Here is a 16828-nt window from a genome sequence, read left to right on the forward strand (position 1 = left end):
GTCAGTGCCCTCCGTTCGAGGTGTCGGACGTTTCGTCGTTCAGTGCCCGCTTGCTACGGCTCTCATGCTGGCCATGGGGTGTGTCGTCGGCATTGCCGTCGCGCCCATGACTTCCGGAACCTCCATGACCGCCATGCCCCTTGTGCATGAACACATGCATCAAGGGACATAGCAGCAGGATGGCCAGGGGCAACCAGCGAAGCGTCCCCCCAAGGTGGGCGCGGTGCTCGACGGCGAGATAGAACACGGCCAGCGCCAGGAAGATCCAGAAGACCCAGCGTCGGGAGCCTGAGGGGGCAGGACTGGAGGCTGTCATGGCAAATTCTCCTCTGTGGGGCGGCGTCCAAGAAGTCGCCGCGGGGTGGACTTGACGAACCCGCCGCCTTCAGCAGCGGCAACAGATTCGATCAATGCGCAGACATCGTTGCCAGTTGGAATGGAGTCCGGCAGCGAAGCCCAGGCGCGCACGGCATGCTCCATCCGTCCGTGCATGGCGAGCAGCGTGTCCAGCTGGTGACGGGTGTCGTCGAGCCTGCGTCGGATGATGTCCCTCACCAGTGGGCAAGGGCTGTGCCGCAGCAGGCTGTGGTGGATGATTTCCTCGATTTCCCCCAGCGTGAAGCCAAGGTGTTGCGCCGTGCGAATGAAGTGCAGGCGAAGGAGCTCCGACGTGGAGAACAACTGGTAGCCGCCCTCGGTATGCGTGGCCGCTTGCAACAGACCGCGCCGCAGGTAGTTGCGCACCACATGCACCGTGACATCGCCCTGCCGTGCCAGCTGGCGGACCGTCATCAGCGGCAGCGTCACTTCTTCCTTGGTCGTCATCGGCTTGCTCCCGGCGAGGTGTTGATCAGGCTAGACCTGTGTCTCGCACACAGGTCAACCGGCCTTGCGGTGGGCGAAGCCAGTAACGCGCGAATTGGCCGTAGACGGACGGATGTTCGCGGCCACAGCTGCATGAACCGTCGGTCCCTGCCTGCGTTGAACGGCCCCATCACTACATCTCCTTGGGTAGTGCGGAGGAGGGGTGCGGCTTCCTGGCCAGCTGCCGCTGCTTGATCAGCGAGTACAGCGCCGGGATCACGACCAGGGTGAGGATGGTCGAAGACACCATGCCACCTACCATCGGCGCGGCGATTCGGCGCATGACTTCCGAGCCAGTACCGCTGCTCCACATGATGGGCAGCAGGCCCGCCATGATCGCGACCACGGTCATCATCTTCGGGCGCACGCGGTCGACCGCGCCTTCGATGATGGCCTCGCGCAGGTCCCGTGAATCCAGTGCCCGGCCTTCGGCCTGCCTCTGCGCGGCACGCGCTTCAAGTGCGTGGTCGAGGTAGATCAGCATCACCACGCCGGTTTCCGCGGCGACGCCGGCCAGCGCGATGAAGCCCACGATCACCGCGACGCTGGTGTTGTAGTCGAGCAGCCACATCAGCCAGATACCGCCGACCAGGGCGAACGGCACCGACAGCATCACGATCAGCGACTCGGTGACGCGGCGGAAGTTGAGGTACAGCAGCAGGAAAATCAGCGCCAGCGTCACCGGAATGACGACCCGCATTTTTTCGGCGGCGCGCTGCATGTACTCGTATTGACCGCTCCAGGTCACGTAGTAGCCCGATGGGAACTGCACCTGTCGAGTGACCGCTTCCTGCGCCGCCTTCACGTAGCGGCCGAGGTCGCTTTCGCGGGTATCGACATAGATGTATGCGGCCAGCATGGCGTTCTCGGTGCGGATGCTGGGCGCCCCTTTCCTAACCTCGATCTTCGCCAACTCGCCGAGCGGCACCTGCGCACCGCCGGGCACCGGCACCAGCACCTGGGTCCCGATGCGCTGCGGGTCGTCGCGCAGTTCGCGCGGATAGCGCACGATCGCGCTGAAACGCTCGCGGCCCTGCAGGATGGTGGTGACCATCTCGCCACCCAGCGCGGCCGCCACCACGTCCTGCACCTCGCCCAGAGTCACGCCGTACTGGGCCAGGCTGGCCAGGTCGGGGGTGATGTCGAGGTAGTAGGCACCGGTCAGGCGTTCGGCGAAGGCGCTGGTCGTCCCCGGCACTTGCCGTACTACGGCTTCGATCTCGGTGGCCAGGGCCTCCAGCTGGTCCAGGTTGTTACCGAAGATCTTGATGCCCACGGGCGTGCGGATGCCGGTGGCCAGCATGTCGGTGCGGGCCTTGATCGGCATCGTCCAGGAGTTGGCGACGCCCGGGAACTTCAGCGCCGCGTCCATCTCGGCGATGAGCTTGTCGGTGGTCATGCCGTCCCGCCATTCGTCCTCGGGCTTGAGGTTGATGACGGTTTCGAACATCTCCAAAGGTGCAGGATCGGTGGCGGTCAGGGCGCGGCCCGCCTTGCCGAACACCGACTCCACCTCCGGGAAGCCCTTGATGATCCGGTCCTGCTGCTGCAGCAGCTCCGACGCCTTGGTCACCGACATGCCCGGCAGCGACGCTGGCATGTACAGGAGGGTGCCCTCGTTGAGCGTGGGCATGAACTCGCTGCCCAGGCGTGACGCCGGCCACAGGCTGGCGAACAGGGCGACCAGCGCGATCGCGATCGTGGCCATGCGGTGCCGCAGCACGACGTCGATCACGGGCCGATAGGCCGCGACCAGGAACCGGTTCACCGGGTTCTTCTGCTCGGGCATGATCTTGCCGCGCACGAACAGGAGCATGAGCACCGGCACCAAGGTCACCGAAAGCAGCGCACCACCGGCCATGGCGAAGGTCTTGGTGAAGGCCAGCGGCTTGAACAGGCGGCCTTCCTGCGCCTCCAGGGCGAACACCGGAAGGAACGAGACGGTGATGATCATCAGGCTGAAGAACAGCGCCGGCCCGACCTCCCGGCAGGCGTCGATGATCAGCTGGGCTCGGCTTCGGGAGCCGTCGGAGCGCTCGATGTGCTTGTGCGCGTTCTCGATCATCACGATCGCCGCGTCGACCATCACGCCGATCGAGATCGCGATGCCGCCCAAGCTCATGATGTTGGAGTTCATGCCGAGCGCACGCATCGCGATGACTGCGATCAGCACGCCGACCGGTAGCATGACGATCGCGACCAGCGCGCTGCGCGCATGGAACAGGAACAGCAGGCAAACCAGCGCGACGATCAGGCTCTCCTCGAGCAAGGTCGTGCGCAGCGTCTTGATCGCACGCACGATGAGATCTGACCGGTCGTAGACCGCCTGGACGCTGACGCCTTCGGGCAAGCCGCGTGCAAGTTCCGCGATCTTGTCCTTTACCCCGCCGATCACGGCCAGGGCGTTCTCGCCGAACCGCGCAATGACGATCCCCGCCACGACGTCGCCTTCGCCGTCCAGGTCGGCGATGCCACGGCGCTCGTCGGGCACCAGTTCGACCCGGGCGACGTCGCCGATCAGCACCGGTGCGCCGCCTTCGGCGCGCAGCACCAGGCTCTCGATGTCCTCGATGCCGCGCAGGTAGCCACGTCCCCGGACCATGTACTCGGTCTCGGCCATTTCGATCACGCGGCCGCCGACGTCGCGGTTGCTCGCGGCGATCACTTCGGACACCCGTGAGATCGGGATGTCGAACGCGCGCAGCCGGACCGGATCGACGGTGATCGAGTACTGGCGCACGAAGCCGCCGACGCTGGCGACCTCGGCCACGCCGGGCGCCGTGGTCAGCTGGTAGCGCAGATACCAGTCCTGCATCGCGCGCAGCTCGTCCAGCGAGTGGCGATCGCTTTTCAGCACATACTGGTATACCCAACCGACGCCTGTGGCGTCGGGGCCCAGTGCGGGTGCCACGCCGGGCGGCAGGTTCTTCGACGCGACGTTGAGGTTTTCGAGCACGCGAGAGCGCGCCCAGTAGAGATCGGTGCCTTCCTCGAAGATAACGTAGATGAAGGAGGCGCCGAAGAACGAGAAGCCGCGGACGTCTCGCGATTTCGGAACTGCGAGCAGGGCGCTGGTCAGCGGATAGGTGACCTGATCCTCGACCACCTGGGGCGCCTGCCCTGGGTACTCGGTGAACACGATCACCTGTACGTCCGAGAGGTCCGGCTGGGCGTCCAGCGGCGTGTTCGTCAGCGCGTAGATGCCACCGGCGACGATCGCCAGCGCCATCACCAGCACCAGGAAGACGTTGCGTACCGACCATTCAATGAGACGGCCAAGCATGTCAGTGCCCCTCGTGCCCGGTGGGGGAAGTAGGTGCGGCGTGGTCGCTCATCATCCCGTGGCCGCCATGGCCGTCTTGGCCGGCGGGTGCGTCAAGGGCGCTGGCGGGAGCCGGCGCATCCGCCGGCGCCGCAGGCATGGCATGGCCGGCATGTGGGTCAGCCGCCTCCTCGCTGTGCCCGGCGTGCGGATCCGCTGCCTCGGCACCATGGCCGGCGTGCGGGTCGGCGGCGCCATCGCCTGACTGTTCGCGCTGCGGATCTTCACTGGTGCCGGAGGGCGACCCGTGTCCTGCGTGACCCTCAAGCCCCTTGAGTGCCGACTGCAGGTTGCTCTCGGCGTCGATCAGGAAGTTGGCGGACACCACGACCTGTTCGCCTTCAGACAACCCGTCGAGGATCTCGATGCGCTCGCCGCCGCGACGACCCAGGGTCACGTCGCGCGGTACAAAACGGCCCGCGCCGGTCTCAACCAGCACCATCTGGCGCGTGCCGCTGTCCAGCACGGCCGAACGCGGAACGGTGAGCACCGGGCCGGTTCCCGGCGCCTCGAGCAGCACCGTCCCGTAGAGCCCGGGCCGCAGGTCGCCGTTGGGATTGGGCAATGCGATGCGCACGTCCACGGTGCGCGTCATTGCATCGATGACGGGCTGCACGAAGGTGACCTTGCCCTTGGCCACTTGGCCTGGCAGGGCTACGGTTTCAAAGCGGGCGGGCTGGCCGATTGCTATGCCCGCGGCCTGCGCCGCCGGCACCTTGGCGACCACCCACACCATCGACAGGTCGGCCAGGCGCAGGATGGTCTCGCCCGCCTCGAACCGGGCGCCCTGGACCACCGGTTTTTCGATCACCACCGCATTTGCCGGCGCGGTGAGGATCAGGGCCTTCTTGCCCATCTGCGCATTGCTGATTTCCCAGTTGCGCAGGCGGGTACGGGCGGCATCGCGTAGGCGGGTCATCGATGCCGCGCTGGCGGGATCGGATCCGGCCAGCCTGCGGGCGGTCTCGTCAGCGAGCCTGTATTCCTGCTGCGCCGCAGCCAACTGCGGGCTGTAGACGGATAGCAGCGGCTGCCCGGCGCGGACCCGCATGCCGGTCTGGTTCGCGTACAGCCGCTCCACCCAGCCTTCGAAGCGCGGGGCAATGACGTACTGTCGGGTCTCGTCGACCTCGACCGTGCCGCTGGTGCGCACGGTGGCGGACAGTGCCCCGCGCGTAACCGCTTCCGTGCGCACGCCCAGCGCCTGCACCTTGTCCGGCGGCAGCACCACCGTGCCCGGCGCCGCCGGCGGCGCGTCGTCGGCATAGACCGGAACGTAGTCCATGCCCATCGGATCCTTCTTCGGCACCGGCGAGGTGTCGGGGAGCCCCATGGGATTTCGGTAATAAAGCACCTTGCGCTCCGCGGCAGGCGCCTCGGCGGATGTAGCTGCGGTCGGCGACTCGTTGGTCGCGCGGCCGGCCATCCAGCCTGTGGTGAGGGCGGCGAGTGCGACGCCGATGGCGAGCGACAGGGTCTGGACACGGGTCATCGGATATCTCCTTCGATGGCGCGCACGGCGGCGGCGCCCAACAGTTCGTCACGCAATGCATCGACCCGTGCGAGGTCGGCGCCCTGCCATTCATTGAGTGCTTCCAGCAGCGTCCCGAAGTCGACTTCGCCGACCTGGTAGCTCGCCAGCGCCGACTGCCAGGTGGCGTCGGCCTGCGGCAGCAGCGTGTTCTGGATCAGTTGCCGGCGTTCGCGGGCGCTGGTCCACTGCGACCAGGCGGAAGCGCCTCGCTCCTCGACGGCCCGCAGCGTGGCGTCCCTGCGGGCCAGCGCGGCTTCCTCGAGCAGGCGCGATTCGCGCTCGCGCTCGCGGCGGGCGCGCTGCTGGAACGGGATCTCCACCTCGAGCATCAGCTCGGTACTCTGGATGCCGTTGCCCAGCTGCATCGCACCCACGCCTACGGTGATGTCGGGAAAGCGGTTGCGACGCTGCAGCACCACATTCGTGCGCGCGGCCTCGGCGCGGGCCTGCTGCGAACGGACCGCGGGGTGCGTGTCGGCGGCGTCCAGAGCCTCGGCAAGCGAAGCGCTGCGGACGGCAAGGCGCGGCGCCTCGTCGGGAGCCGCCAGCGGTGCATCGGAACGGCGCCCCAGCACCGCGTTCAAGGTGGCGGCCGCCTCCTGCTTGGCGGCGAGGCGTTCGATCCGCTCGCGCTGCAGGCTGGTCTGCTCGACCTGGGCGCGGATGGCATCCTGCTGTGGCGCGCGGCCAAGGGCGTAGCGCACTCCCGCGATCTCTTCGACCTGGCGGAGCAGGGCGATGCGGCGATCGAGCACGGCTACCGCTTGATCGGCATGCCAATAACGTGCGTAGGCCGCCTCGGCGTCGGACAGCAGGTCGCGCGCCGCGGTGATGCGATCGAGCCCGATCGCGACCGCGTCCTGGCTGGCCGCAGTCCGCATCAGGTCGCGCTTGCCCCAGAGCGGGAAGCGCTGGCGCAGCGCGTAGTTGACCTCACGGTCGGCACCGACGGTGCGCCAGGGTTTGTCCGGATCGAGGCCGCGAAATCCCACTGAGGCCATTGGGTCGGGCAGGGCGCCCGCCGGCAGGATCCGCGCTTCGGCAGCCTGGGTTTCCAAGCCCATGGCCCGAAGCTCGGGGTTGTGTTCGAGCACCCAGGTCCGGATCGACTCGAGACTGTGTCCCGGGATGGGCTCGGTTGCGGTCACCGGCAGCGCCAGCGCCCACAAGGCGCCGGCGAGCACGCAGGCGAGCAGGCGCCGCCGCGGTGGCCGCTGGCAGGACAGCGGGTGGCAGTGCAGGCGGCTGGCCTGCCACAGGTAGAACGGAGATGCCATATCAGTGTCCTTGGGCCGACGCGACGCAGTCGCTCGGCCGGGGCAGGAACACATGCCGTGACGCGCACGGCACGAACGCACAGCACTGCACCGCACAGGCGTGCGGCGCAGTCAGCGTTCGGGCATCAGATCAGCAGGAGGGCCGCGGGATGCGCGGTGGGTCGGTGCCAGGCAGGCGTGGGTGGCGAATCGACCCATGTGGACGTAACCCCGGGGCCACCGTCCGCGACTTCCGCGACCGCGAACCAGGAGAACCACACGCCGACAAGCAGCGGCGGAACCGGCGGGATGCGTCCGCTGTCTGCCGAGAGGTCGCCTTCGCTGCAGTGCGCGGTACACAGTGCCTCGTCAGCCGAGGGAAGCTCGGCGCCACAACCGTGACCGTGGTCGTGGTGGGTGTCCGCGTCGGCCGCGACTGCGGCGGTTGTGGCCTTGAGATCCAGACAGCCGCCATGACCGGCCAGTGCGAACTGGGACCAGAGCAACGCCACCATCGCGAGGAGGGCAGTGCGCTTGAACCAGTTCCGATGGCGAAGGCGGATCATGGTCGGAGCTTACTCTTTGTCTGATCCGGTGCAACTGATCCAGATCAATTTCTGGTCAGGAACAGAGACGGCGGGGGAGTTCGTGCCGATGCTCGGCGGGGGAGGGACCATCAAGACTATGCGCCATCGCGCTCAGGCAGCCGCGGGGCTGAGCGTTCCCAGCACAGAAACGACGATCAGGATCAGGATGGCCAGTGCTGCTTCAGCCGCGACACTCTGCCGCAGGGCGCGCACCTCCTGCACAGGATCGCCGCTTTCCAAGGCGCGTCCCAGGCGCGGCACCAGCGTCCAGCGGTGCAATGCACCCAGACCCAGCATGCCTCCGAACAGGGCAAGCTTCACCAGCAGCAGGTTCCCGTACGTGCTCTCGAGCAGTGTCGACAACGACCATGCGGTGAGATCACCGTAGTGCGTGATGCCGGACACGATGAGCGCAGCGACGAAGACCGTGCCGAGCGTCGAGAATCCGTGCAGAAGATCATGCGTCGTTCGAAGGTGCCCACTGCCGGAGACCGCCTCCCTGCGCAGGAGCAGGCCCAGGAACACCAGTACCGCGGCAACCCAGCCGCCTGCCGCGAGAAGGTGGACCAGGCCCGCAGCAAGCCGCAGCGCACCGGACGCGCCTTCACCGGCGGCGGCGTGGCCGTTCCATGCCAGCGTAGCAAGTGCGCCGCCCGCCAGCATTGCCAGCCGCGGAAAGGCGGACTCCACCTTTCCGCGGCGGCGCTGCCATCCGAGCACGACGATCAGGATGACCAGCAATGCGCCCCTCGCTGTCGCTGCCAGGCCTGCGGACGTCTCGAACAAATACCAGCCCAGCGATGCGCGATCGACGTCGGCAACCGGCATCCCCAAGATGCTCGCGGTCTTGACCACGACGTCGGTCCCGGTGAGCATGAGACCGACGGCGGCACCCAGCAACAGAACTCCCCTGAGCGGCCAATCGCTCAAGGCGTCGGCGATGGCGGTTCGATGCGAACCGTACCATCCGAACAATGGCACCCCGAACAGGACCATCAGGACCAGATACTCGAGGAACCGCAACACGTACGCCGCCGGGTCGAACATGTCGGGATCCTCAGCGCACAGTGAAGCTGAAGCTGCCCGTCATCGGGTGGTTGTCGCCCCCAACGGCGCGGTATTCCACGCGATAGGCACCCGCAGCCAGTGGCTTGGGCAGCTTGGCACGCAGCGTCTTGCCGTTGTTGACGATCTCGGTCGTGAAATTCTCGACCGGCATGGTGGAGCTGCCGTGCTTCATGAGCAACTTGAGGCGCGAGGCCCGCGGAATCAGCGTTTCGTTGAATACCAGATCAATCTGGCTCGGCGAGGCCACCACCGCATTTGCCGCCGGCGTGGACTGCTGCAGCGCGGCGTGGGCGTGGGCAACTTGCAGCGAGAACTGGCCCGCTGCGATCGCGAAGACGAGCGCCATGGAGCGAAAAACGTTTGACAAGTTCATATCGATGATCCTCGTTGCGAAGGTGGTGCAATGCCTCCGTTCGGCGGCATTGCTTGGTGGCTGTTCAGTGCTGTGAGAACGGCTCAGTGGTTCCGTCGTGCCGGACCAGTTCGACCGTGTACGGCTGCTGGCGCCCGTCCGGCACCTCCATGCCGGGCGAACCGAGCGGCATTCCCGGCAGGACTAGGCCGCGTGCGTCCGGCTTCTCTGCAAGCAGGCGCTTGATGTCCTCGGCCGGGATATGGCCCTCGATGAGGTATCCGCCGACCTCGGCCGTATGGCAGGAGCCCTTGGCATAGGGAACACCCAGGCGCTCCTTGACCGGACCCAGGTCGTCCATGTCATGCACATCCACGGTGAAGCCTGCTTTTTTCACGTGGTCGATCCAGCTGCCGCAGCACCCGCAGGTCGGGGTCTTGTGGACGGTCATGCGGGGCAGGGCAGCGGGAGTCGCGTCGGCTGTTTCCTGGACGACCTGTGCAGCGGGCGCGATGGTGGATTGCGTGGGTGTAGCCGCCTGGGTGCAAGCACCCAGGCCCGCCACCGCAAAGGCAACCCAGGTCAGGCGGTTCAATCTGTAAGCCTTCATTTCGGAGTCCCCGCTCAGCGTTTGGTTCGCGAGGACCAATGGATGTGGACGATGCGCCAGCCGTCCGCGGTCTGTTGCAGCACCATCGTCTCGGTGCTCTGGACGGTCAGTGGCTTGCCGTCCTTCTTGGCGTGCAGCTCGCTTTCGGTGCCGACCCAAGCGAACTCGCCCGCGACCCGTGCACGCTGGCGGAGCAGCTGGCGATGCGCGCCCTTGAGGAATGCCGCATCGCTGACGGCGTGGTGGCCCATGTATTCCTCGCGGCTGCGCTCGGCGCCTCCGGATTCCAGGATGAGGACGTCGGCTGCGAGCAGCGCTTCGACCGTGGCCATGTCACCGCTGGACAGCGCGCCGTGGAAGCGTTCGGCCACCGCGACCGCGGCTGTTGCGTCGGTAGGAACATCCACGTCCGCGCTGGCCGCGGCGACGGGGTGATGTTGTGCATGGGACTGCGTCGCCTTTGCCATCGCTGGCGGCACGATGGCGAGCGCCAGGGCGAGGGTGATGGAAGTTGTCATTGCGTTCATGCAGAGACTCCAGTAGATCGATGGTTGTGTGCTTGCCAGCCGTCACAGTCAGGCGTGGTTCGGGTGTCGGGTTTCAATGTGCGTTTGCCTGTCAGAACCAGATACGAACGCCCGCCACGATCCGCGTGTCGTCGATGTCCCCGGACTGCGCGCGACGCTGATCCGCGGTTCGGCCATAAGCGCGTTCCCAGACCACGCCGAGGTAGGGCGCAAACCGGCGATGGAACTCGTAGCGCAGGCGGAAACCGGCTTCGACCTTGCTCAGTCCGCTGCCGATGCCAACCGCCGGATCGTCCTTGCTCCATGCTTCGCCCTCGACCAGCCACTGGCCGATCAGGCGGTTGGTGAACAGCGTTTCGTATTCGGCTTCCGCGCCGAGTCCGACCTGGCCGGACTGCCCGAGATAGGCGGTCGCCTTGATTTCAAACTTGTACGGGGCAAGGCCGATGACGCCGAGCGCGGCATAGGTGCGCGACAGGGCGCCGCCAAAGCCGAAGTCATGGCGAATGCCGGCGACGGCGTCCCACCAGGGGGCGATCGCGCGGCCGTACAGGACTTCCACATCCGCCGATTCGGTAGAGCCGCCTGCACGCTCGCCCTCGCTGCGGAGCCAGAGCCGGTTCAAGTCGGAGCCGACCCAGCCTTGCGCTTCCCAGAACATGCCGGTGCCGCGCTCATCCGCGTCCCACGCTTCAAGCCGGTCAAGCGACCAGTACGAGTTGATCGATTCGCCGTGCATCACGTGGGCGTCGAGTGGTTGGAACGCGGCGGCCCGATCTGCCGGTGTAACGACCGGGATGGGCTCGCGCGGCTCGGCCGTGGCTGGAAGATCCTGGCTGGCAGCAGGCTGATGAACCATCGACGAGTGGTCCATCTTGGAGTGATCATCGCCAGCCATGACTGCGGCCCCTTGCTTCATGGCGCCGTGGCCCATGTTGGCGTGGTCCATCGCCCCCTCGTCCTCGGAACTCCTGGCGGGCGGGCTCGGCTGGTGGCCGGCATGCGGGTCCACAGGCTTGGCCGGCGGCTGGCTTGCAGCGGGTTTCGCTGGCGGCTGGTGCGCCGCATGGTCCGCCTGCTGCGCCCACACCGGCGCGATGCCGGCTGCGAGTGATAGTGCAGAAGCCAGGCCGATGGCCAGAGAATGGCGGTGGGAACGGATCATGGCGTTCATTCCTCCACCCGCACTTCGCGGAACATGCCGGCTTCCATGTGGTAGAGCAGGTGGCAGTGGTAGGCCCAACGGCCAAGGGCATCGGCACGCACCCGGTAGCTGCGCCGGGTGCCGGGCGGCATGTCGATGGTGTGCTTGCGCACCATGAAGTTGCCCGATTCGTCCTCGAGGTCGCTCCACATGCCGTGGAGATGGATCGGGTGCGACATCATCGTGTCGTTGACCAGCACGATCCGCAGGCGCTCGCCGTAGTTCAGGCGCAGCGGCTGTGCGTCGGCGAACTTCACGCCGTTGAACGACCAGGAGAAGCGCTCCATGTGTCCGGTCAGGTGCAGCTCGATCGTGCGCCCGGGCTCGCGCCCGTCGGGGTCGCGGAAGGTGCTGCGCAGATCGGCGTAGGTCAGCACACGGCGACCGTTGTCGCGCAGGCCGATGCCCGGGTCATCCAACCTGGGCACGGGCGCCATCGTCTGCATGTCGACCAGGGGATTGCCGGTTTCGGTGACAGGGTGTTCCTGCATCCCGCCGCCACCGTGGTCCATGCCGGCCATGCTGCCGCCGGCTGTCGCATTGGAGGACATTGACGACATGTCGTGGCCGCTGTGATCCATTCCGGCCATGGCACCGCCAGCCATCGACGACATGTCGTGGCCGCCGCCACCCATTCCGCCATGGCCCATGTCGTCCATGCTGAGGATCGGCTTTGGGTCGACGCTCGGAATCGGCGCGCGCAAGCCTTCCCTGGCCGCGAGGGTGCCGCTGATGTAGCCGGAGCGGCCGCTGTCCTGGGCGAAGATGGTGAATGCATCCTGCCCGGTGGGTTCGACAATGACGTCGAAGGTCTCGGCGGTGGCGATGCGGAACTCGTCAACGGTCACCGGACGCACGTACTGGCCATCGGCCGCGACCACGGTCATCTTCAGGCCGGGAATACGCACGTCGAAGTACGTCATCGCGGAGCCGTTGATGAAGCGCAGGCGCACCTTCTCGCCCGACCGAAACAGCCCGGTCCAGTTGCCGAGCGAGGTCGTGCCGTTCATGAGGTAGGTATAGGTGTTGGCGTTGACGTCCGACAGGTCGGTCGGCGTCATCCGCATCTGGCCCCACATCTTGCGGTCTTCGACGGTAGCGGCCAGGCCGTTCTGCTCCACGTCGTGGAAGAAATCGCCAACCGTCCGCTTGGAAAAGTTGTCGAAATCCGAGCGCTTCTTGAGCCGGGCGAACAGGCGCTTCGCATCAAGATCGGTCCAGTCGCTGAGCATGACCACGTAATCGCGGTCATATGCGAACGGTTCGGGTTCCAGCGGCTCGATGATCAGCGGCCCGTAGAGGCCGGCCTGCTCCTGGAAGCCGGAATGGCTGTGGTACCAGTAGGTGCCGCCCTGCACGACGTCGAAGCGGTATTGATACGTCTCGCCGCGGTTGATGCCGTTGAAGCTGAGCCCGGGCACGCCGTCCATGTTGGCCGGCAGCAGGATCCCGTGCCAGTGGATCGACGCCTGGCTGCCATGGATGGAGCCGGCGGGCAGGGCATTGCGGACCCGCAGGTTGACGGTGGTGCCTTCGCGCCAGCGCAGCAGCGGTGCCGGAATGGATCCGTTGACCGTGATCGCGGTGCGCGTGGCGCCGGTGAAGTTCATCGGCGTCTCGCCGATGGTCAGGTCGAAGTCGGTGCCCGAGAGCACGTTGGGTACGCCCTCGGCCTGGACGGCCCAGCTCGAACGGGGCCAGAGGCCGAGTGCCGCAACGGCGCCGCCGGCGGCTAGTCCCTGAACAAAGAGGCGGCGCGACGGGACAGACAGCCCCTCGGCACGGCCGAAAGAATCGGAAGACATGGAAACTCCGGGAAAAGGTCGAAGGCTCGCGAAGCGAGCATTACTCTGTCAGTGCGGAACTCACGGACAGATCCAGCGGCGCCGATGACGGCGCGCCGCGACACTTAGCCGATCGGAGGTCGCAGGAGGTTGGCCCGGGCCGCGGATGCGTGCCCGGACAGGAAAGGTTCGGCGGTCTGCCGGTAGCCGGTGCTGAGGTCGGCAAGCATCGACCAGGCAAGTGCCGCTGAGCAATGGTGCATGCATGCGCAGCAATCGCCCGCCCGGCAGCAGTCATCCGCTGGCGATGCGTCGCCGGCCTCATTCGTAGCCTGCGGGGGGCCGTGATCCACGGCCGCTGGAGCGGTCGCTTCGGCCCCGTGGCAGGCGGTTATTGCCTCTGCTGCTGCCTGCACCGCAGCCACGTCAGACAGATCGCCGGAGTTGCGCAGGTGCTCCAGATGCATGGACGCGCCCGCGACGCCCGGACCGTTGGCCAAAAGCGCAACGACCAGGAACAACCGCATCAGGAGCGCACGCAGAGCCATGCACCCGATTATACATCCGCATGTAAACGTGGAATGAATGCAGCGATACCAGGCGAGTGCAGTAGTCAGCTTTCGACCCATAGCGGCCGCTCGAGAAGCCGTCATTCCTTAAAGATGATGTTGACTGATGCCAGCCTGTCGCATCTCAAGACTCGTGCTAGCACTAGTCAAGATGAGATTTCATAACAACCCCGGCAGTGTGTAAGGTATACGGATGCCCCCGGCCGTTTCCCGACGATTACTTGCCCGCCTGCGCGCCTCCGCGCGCTTGGCAGTGCTCGTATTGCTGGTCTTCGCCTTAAAGATTGGGACGGCTGCGGCATGCGCCCAGCACGACTTTGCTGACATGGGGTTGGGTGCCGGCAGCGACCACGCGCTTGTGATGTCTGACACGTCGGGAGTCGAGGCCCCCTCAGTGCCTCTCACGAGCCATGCCGGCGCTTGCAGCCACTGCAGCTCCCACCACGCTGCTGCGTTGACACCGACCTCCATGGCGTTCGCCTTGAGTCCACGACGCGGTCTCGATGCCACCGTGTCTGGCTCGCCGCCCAGCGCCTCGATATCCCTCGAACTGAGGCCACCGATCTCCTGAGTGACGTGTTGTAACCCTTTGGCATGAGATGCCATCGGACACCGTCGACTCAGAGGATCTACCAATGCATTTTTTTCGTTCGCCGCGACGACGCTTCGTCGTGCGGCTGGCGTTCGCCGCTCTGGCTGTTTTTGTGCTGCCAGAGTCGGCTTTCGCTGCCAAAACCCCAGATGTGCTGGCCCCGGCCAGCATTCGTGGCGCGCTGCAGGCCGCCTGGCAACGCCATCCCAGTTACCGCGCGACAGAGGCACAACTCGCCGCGGCCCGGGCCCGCCTCGATGCCGCGGGCCAGCCGCTATACAACCCCGAAGCCGAACTTGCGTCCGACGACGAAGGCCCCGACCGCACCACGACGGCTGGGCTCAGTCTTACCCTTGATCTGAGCGGCAAACGCCGCGTGCGCCGGGATGCGGCATCCGCCCGCGTGGATCAAGCGACCGCCGAAGCCCGGCTGCATCGACGCGACTTCGCCAAGCAGTGGTTCACCGGTTGGGCCGAATTGCAGACAGCCAACGCACGCGTGCGCACCGGCGAACGGCGTCTGACACTGATGACGCGTTTCGTTGATCTGGCGCAGAAGCAGTTTTCCGCCGACGACATCTCGGGGCTGGAACGCGACCTCGCCTTGCTGGCGCGGGATGAGGCGCAAGCGGAGCAATCGCAGTTGATGGCAGAGCAGGCCGAAGCGCAGGCACGATTTCGTGCCGTGGGCGGGTCACCGGAGTTGCTTGCCAACCTGACGTTGCCGACTGGCACCTTGCCGCCGCCTACCGCGGCAGACAGCAGTATCGAGCAACTGCCGGACTGGCTGGTTGCCCAGGCCGCTGCAGTGGCGGCCGAGCGCGAGGTCACGGTCGCCCGGCGCAACAGGATCGCCGACCCCACGCTTGGGGCCTACGGTGGACGGAAACGCTTCGATATGGGTGGTCCCAGCGACAACGTGGTCGGGGTGTCGATCCGCGTGCCGCTGTTCGTGCGCAACTCCTATCGCGCCGAAGTGGTAGCGGCGCAGGCCGACGCCGATGTCGCGGTCGCCGATCGCGACCGCGTGCGAATCGAGCTCGAAGGCGACCGGCAACGGGCAATCGACACCTATGCGGCCACGCAATCGTCGTGGACTCGCTGGCAAGCCAGCCGCGGTACCGATGTCGAGCGCCGCACAACGTTACTGGAACGGTTGTGGCGCGAAGGCGAACTGTCGACCTCCGACTATCTTCAGCAACTCAAGCAAACCCTGGACACGCAGCTCGCCGGCGCCGAACTCGAAGCCCGCCTTTGGCGCTCCTACGCCGACTACCTCGCCGCCACCGGTCAGCTTGAACGCTGGGCCGGGTTGGAGGGCACCCCATGAGTGAGAACACGATGACCCCGTTCCGATTGATGTCCCTGCCTGTGACCGTCGCGCTGGTGCTGGCCATTGCCGCCTGCTCCAAATCGCCCGAAGCCGAACCTGCCAAGGCGCCAGCGGCCGAAGCGGACCATGCCGCATCGGGCAAGGACGCCCCTGCGGAAGGCACCGAAAAGGGCGGCGAACACGCTGAGGAAGGTAAAGAAGGTGAGGCGGCGCTGGTGAAGATGGATGAGGCGGCGCTCAAGGCCGCCGGCATCACCCTGCAAACCTTGCAGTCTTCCTCGCTCAGTGAGGAACTGCGCGCGCCCGGCGAGGTGGTCGACAGTGCCTATGGCACCACGTTGATCACCCCACGTGTCGCGTCGCTGGTGGTGCGCCGCCACGCCAAGCTCGGCGACGAGGTTCGTGCAGGCGCACCGCTGGCCACGCTGGCCAGTGTCGACGTTTCCGATGCACAGGCTGACCTGCGAATCGCCGAACAGGAATGGCGCCGCGTGTCGGCGCTTGGCCGTGAAGCGGTGGCCGGCCGTCGCATCAACGAAGCGAAAATCGCCGTTGATCGCGCGCGCGCCAAGGCTCAAGCCTATGGTTTGCCGGGCACCTCAAGCGGCAGTGTCAATGGGCAGTTCACCCTGACCGCACCGCACGCAGGTCGTATCACCGAGGACGAGTTCATCGTCGGCGAGCGCATCGAGCCGGGGAAGGCGCTGTTTCGGCTCGTCGATGAGTCAGTGGTGTGGGTGGACGCGAAGATGGCGCCGGGCACGGCGCCTCGCATCGAAACGGGAAGTCCGGCGACCGTAGTGATCGGCGGCAAACGCATCGCCGGCAAGGTCTTGCGCAGCGCTCACCGCACGTCGGATGCCACGCGTACCGCATCGGTGCGGATCGAAGTTGCGAACAAGGACGATCGCCTGCATGGCGGCGATTTCGTCGAGGTGTATTTCGAGGCGGCCTCCGCTGCCAACACCGACAACAGCGCCGCTACCCAACTCTCACTCCCCACCGATGCATTGGTGCAACTCGAGGGCGAGACGGTGGTGTTCCGCCGCAACAAAGAAGGCGCGCTCGAACCGGTCCCGGTCCGCGCGGGCGAAGTCATCGGCGATCGCACCGTGATCCGCGAAGGGTTGAAAGCGGGTGACACAGTGGTCGTGGCCGGTGCCTTTGCCGTGAAGTCGCAGATGCTCAAGTCGCAACTGGGAGAGGGTGATGCACATTGATCTCCT

Annotated in this window: 15 protein-coding genes; 2 read left to right on the forward strand and 13 right to left on the reverse strand. The window is 66.3% G+C overall.

Annotated features, from left to right (window positions below):
* Position 1: 1 nt before the first annotated feature.
* From E5S66_RS13845 to E5S66_RS13190, 13 genes are all read right to left on the reverse strand, one after another.
* Entirely contained in the window at positions 2-316 is a 315-nt protein-coding gene (locus tag E5S66_RS13845; RefSeq protein WP_065427866.1) for a DUF2933 domain-containing protein, read from the reverse strand.
* The gene (locus tag E5S66_RS13135) at positions 313-825 is read right to left on the reverse strand and encodes a MerR family transcriptional regulator (protein WP_212745367.1); all 513 of its coding nucleotides are present in this window, start codon (positions 823-825) and stop codon (positions 313-315) included. The genes E5S66_RS13845 and E5S66_RS13135 overlap by 4 nt, the downstream gene beginning before the upstream one ends.
* Before the next feature lie 172 nt (positions 826-997).
* Complete coding sequence (locus E5S66_RS13140; protein WP_138349951.1) at positions 998-4147, reverse strand: efflux RND transporter permease subunit; 3150 nt, start codon at positions 4145-4147, stop codon at positions 998-1000.
* 1 nt (position 4148) lies between these two features.
* The gene (locus tag E5S66_RS13145; protein ID WP_138349953.1) at positions 4149-5678 is read right to left on the reverse strand and encodes an efflux RND transporter periplasmic adaptor subunit; all 1530 of its coding nucleotides are present in this window, start codon (positions 5676-5678) and stop codon (positions 4149-4151) included.
* Positions 5675-6997, reverse strand: a complete 1323-nt coding sequence (locus tag E5S66_RS13150) for a TolC family protein (protein WP_246037244.1) — start codon at positions 6995-6997, stop codon at positions 5675-5677. The genes E5S66_RS13145 and E5S66_RS13150 overlap by 4 nt, the downstream gene beginning before the upstream one ends.
* A 125-nt stretch (positions 6998-7122) precedes the next feature.
* A complete protein-coding gene (locus E5S66_RS13155) occupies positions 7123-7542 on the reverse strand; it encodes a hypothetical protein (RefSeq protein WP_028840181.1) in 420 nt (139 codons plus the stop codon).
* Between the two features lie 132 nt (positions 7543-7674).
* A complete protein-coding gene (copD, locus tag E5S66_RS13160) occupies positions 7675-8610 on the reverse strand; it encodes a copper homeostasis membrane protein CopD (protein ID WP_028840180.1) in 936 nt (311 codons plus the stop codon).
* Between the two features lie 10 nt (positions 8611-8620).
* Entirely contained in the window at positions 8621-8977 is a 357-nt protein-coding gene (gene copC / locus E5S66_RS13165) for a copper homeostasis periplasmic binding protein CopC (RefSeq protein ID WP_246037245.1), read from the reverse strand.
* Positions 8978-9068: 91 nt separating this feature from the next.
* Positions 9069-9434, reverse strand: a complete 366-nt coding sequence (locus tag E5S66_RS13170) for a DUF411 domain-containing protein (protein ID WP_028840178.1) — start codon at positions 9432-9434, stop codon at positions 9069-9071.
* Positions 9435-9607: 173 nt separating this feature from the next.
* On the reverse strand, positions 9608-10120 hold the full coding sequence (locus tag E5S66_RS13175; protein ID WP_028840177.1) for a nuclear transport factor 2 family protein: 513 nt from the start codon (positions 10118-10120) through the stop codon (positions 9608-9610).
* Between the two features lie 91 nt (positions 10121-10211).
* Positions 10212-11285, reverse strand: coding sequence for a copper resistance protein B (locus tag E5S66_RS13180; RefSeq protein ID WP_171033569.1), 1074 nt, complete (start codon positions 11283-11285; stop codon positions 10212-10214).
* A gap of 5 nt (positions 11286-11290) precedes the next feature.
* On the reverse strand, positions 11291-13129 hold the full coding sequence (locus tag E5S66_RS13185; protein WP_028840176.1) for a copper resistance system multicopper oxidase: 1839 nt from the start codon (positions 13127-13129) through the stop codon (positions 11291-11293).
* Positions 13130-13233: 104 nt separating this feature from the next.
* Positions 13234-13656: a CopL family metal-binding regulatory protein gene (locus tag E5S66_RS13190; RefSeq protein ID WP_171033570.1), complete on the reverse strand. Its 423-nt coding sequence runs from the start codon at positions 13654-13656 to the stop codon at positions 13234-13236.
* Positions 13657-14312: 656 nt separating this feature from the next.
* On the opposite strand from E5S66_RS13190, the gene E5S66_RS13195 reads away from it, so the two are divergent.
* Complete coding sequence (locus E5S66_RS13195) at positions 14313-15599, forward strand: TolC family protein (RefSeq protein ID WP_171033571.1); 1287 nt, start codon at positions 14313-14315, stop codon at positions 15597-15599.
* On the forward strand, positions 15596-16822 hold the full coding sequence (locus E5S66_RS13200; RefSeq protein ID WP_138349960.1) for an efflux RND transporter periplasmic adaptor subunit: 1227 nt from the start codon (positions 15596-15598) through the stop codon (positions 16820-16822). Before E5S66_RS13195 ends, E5S66_RS13200 begins: the two co-directional genes overlap by 4 nt.
* Positions 16823-16828: the final 6 nt, after the last annotated feature.

It is taken from the genome of Thermomonas fusca, from assembly GCF_005862345.1.
Lineage (GTDB): Bacteria > Pseudomonadota > Gammaproteobacteria > Xanthomonadales > Xanthomonadaceae > Thermomonas > Thermomonas fusca.

Coding starts and splice junctions, on each gene's coding strand:
- E5S66_RS13145 (WP_138349953.1), bottom strand. CDS start 5,678: ATGACCCGTGTCCAGACCCTGTCGCTCGCCATCGGCGTCGCACTCGCC.
- E5S66_RS13135 (WP_212745367.1), bottom strand. CDS start 825: ATGACGACCAAGGAAGAAGTGACGCTGCCGCTGATGACGGTCCGCCAG.
- E5S66_RS13845 (WP_065427866.1), bottom strand. CDS start 316: ATGACAGCCTCCAGTCCTGCCCCCTCAGGCTCCCGACGCTGGGTCTTC.
- E5S66_RS13200 (WP_138349960.1), top strand. CDS start 15,596: ATGAGTGAGAACACGATGACCCCGTTCCGATTGATGTCCCTGCCTGTG.
- E5S66_RS13180 (WP_171033569.1), bottom strand. CDS start 11,285: ATGATCCGTTCCCACCGCCATTCTCTGGCCATCGGCCTGGCTTCTGCA.
- E5S66_RS13170 (WP_028840178.1), bottom strand. CDS start 9,434: ATGACCGTCCACAAGACCCCGACCTGCGGGTGCTGCGGCAGCTGGATC.
- E5S66_RS13140 (WP_138349951.1), bottom strand. CDS start 4,147: ATGCTTGGCCGTCTCATTGAATGGTCGGTACGCAACGTCTTCCTGGTG.
- E5S66_RS13175 (WP_028840177.1), bottom strand. CDS start 10,120: ATGAACGCAATGACAACTTCCATCACCCTCGCCCTGGCGCTCGCCATC.
- copD (WP_028840180.1), bottom strand. CDS start 8,610: ATGTTCGACCCGGCGGCGTACGTGTTGCGGTTCCTCGAGTATCTGGTC.
- E5S66_RS13190 (WP_171033570.1), bottom strand. CDS start 13,656: ATGGCTCTGCGTGCGCTCCTGATGCGGTTGTTCCTGGTCGTTGCGCTT.
- E5S66_RS13195 (WP_171033571.1), top strand. CDS start 14,313: ATGCATTTTTTTCGTTCGCCGCGACGACGCTTCGTCGTGCGGCTGGCG.
- E5S66_RS13155 (WP_028840181.1), bottom strand. CDS start 7,542: ATGATCCGCCTTCGCCATCGGAACTGGTTCAAGCGCACTGCCCTCCTC.
- copC (WP_246037245.1), bottom strand. CDS start 8,977: ATGGCGCTCGTCTTCGCGATCGCAGCGGGCCAGTTCTCGCTGCAAGTT.
- E5S66_RS13185 (WP_028840176.1), bottom strand. CDS start 13,129: ATGTCTTCCGATTCTTTCGGCCGTGCCGAGGGGCTGTCTGTCCCGTCG.
- E5S66_RS13150 (WP_246037244.1), bottom strand. CDS start 6,997: ATGGCATCTCCGTTCTACCTGTGGCAGGCCAGCCGCCTGCACTGCCAC.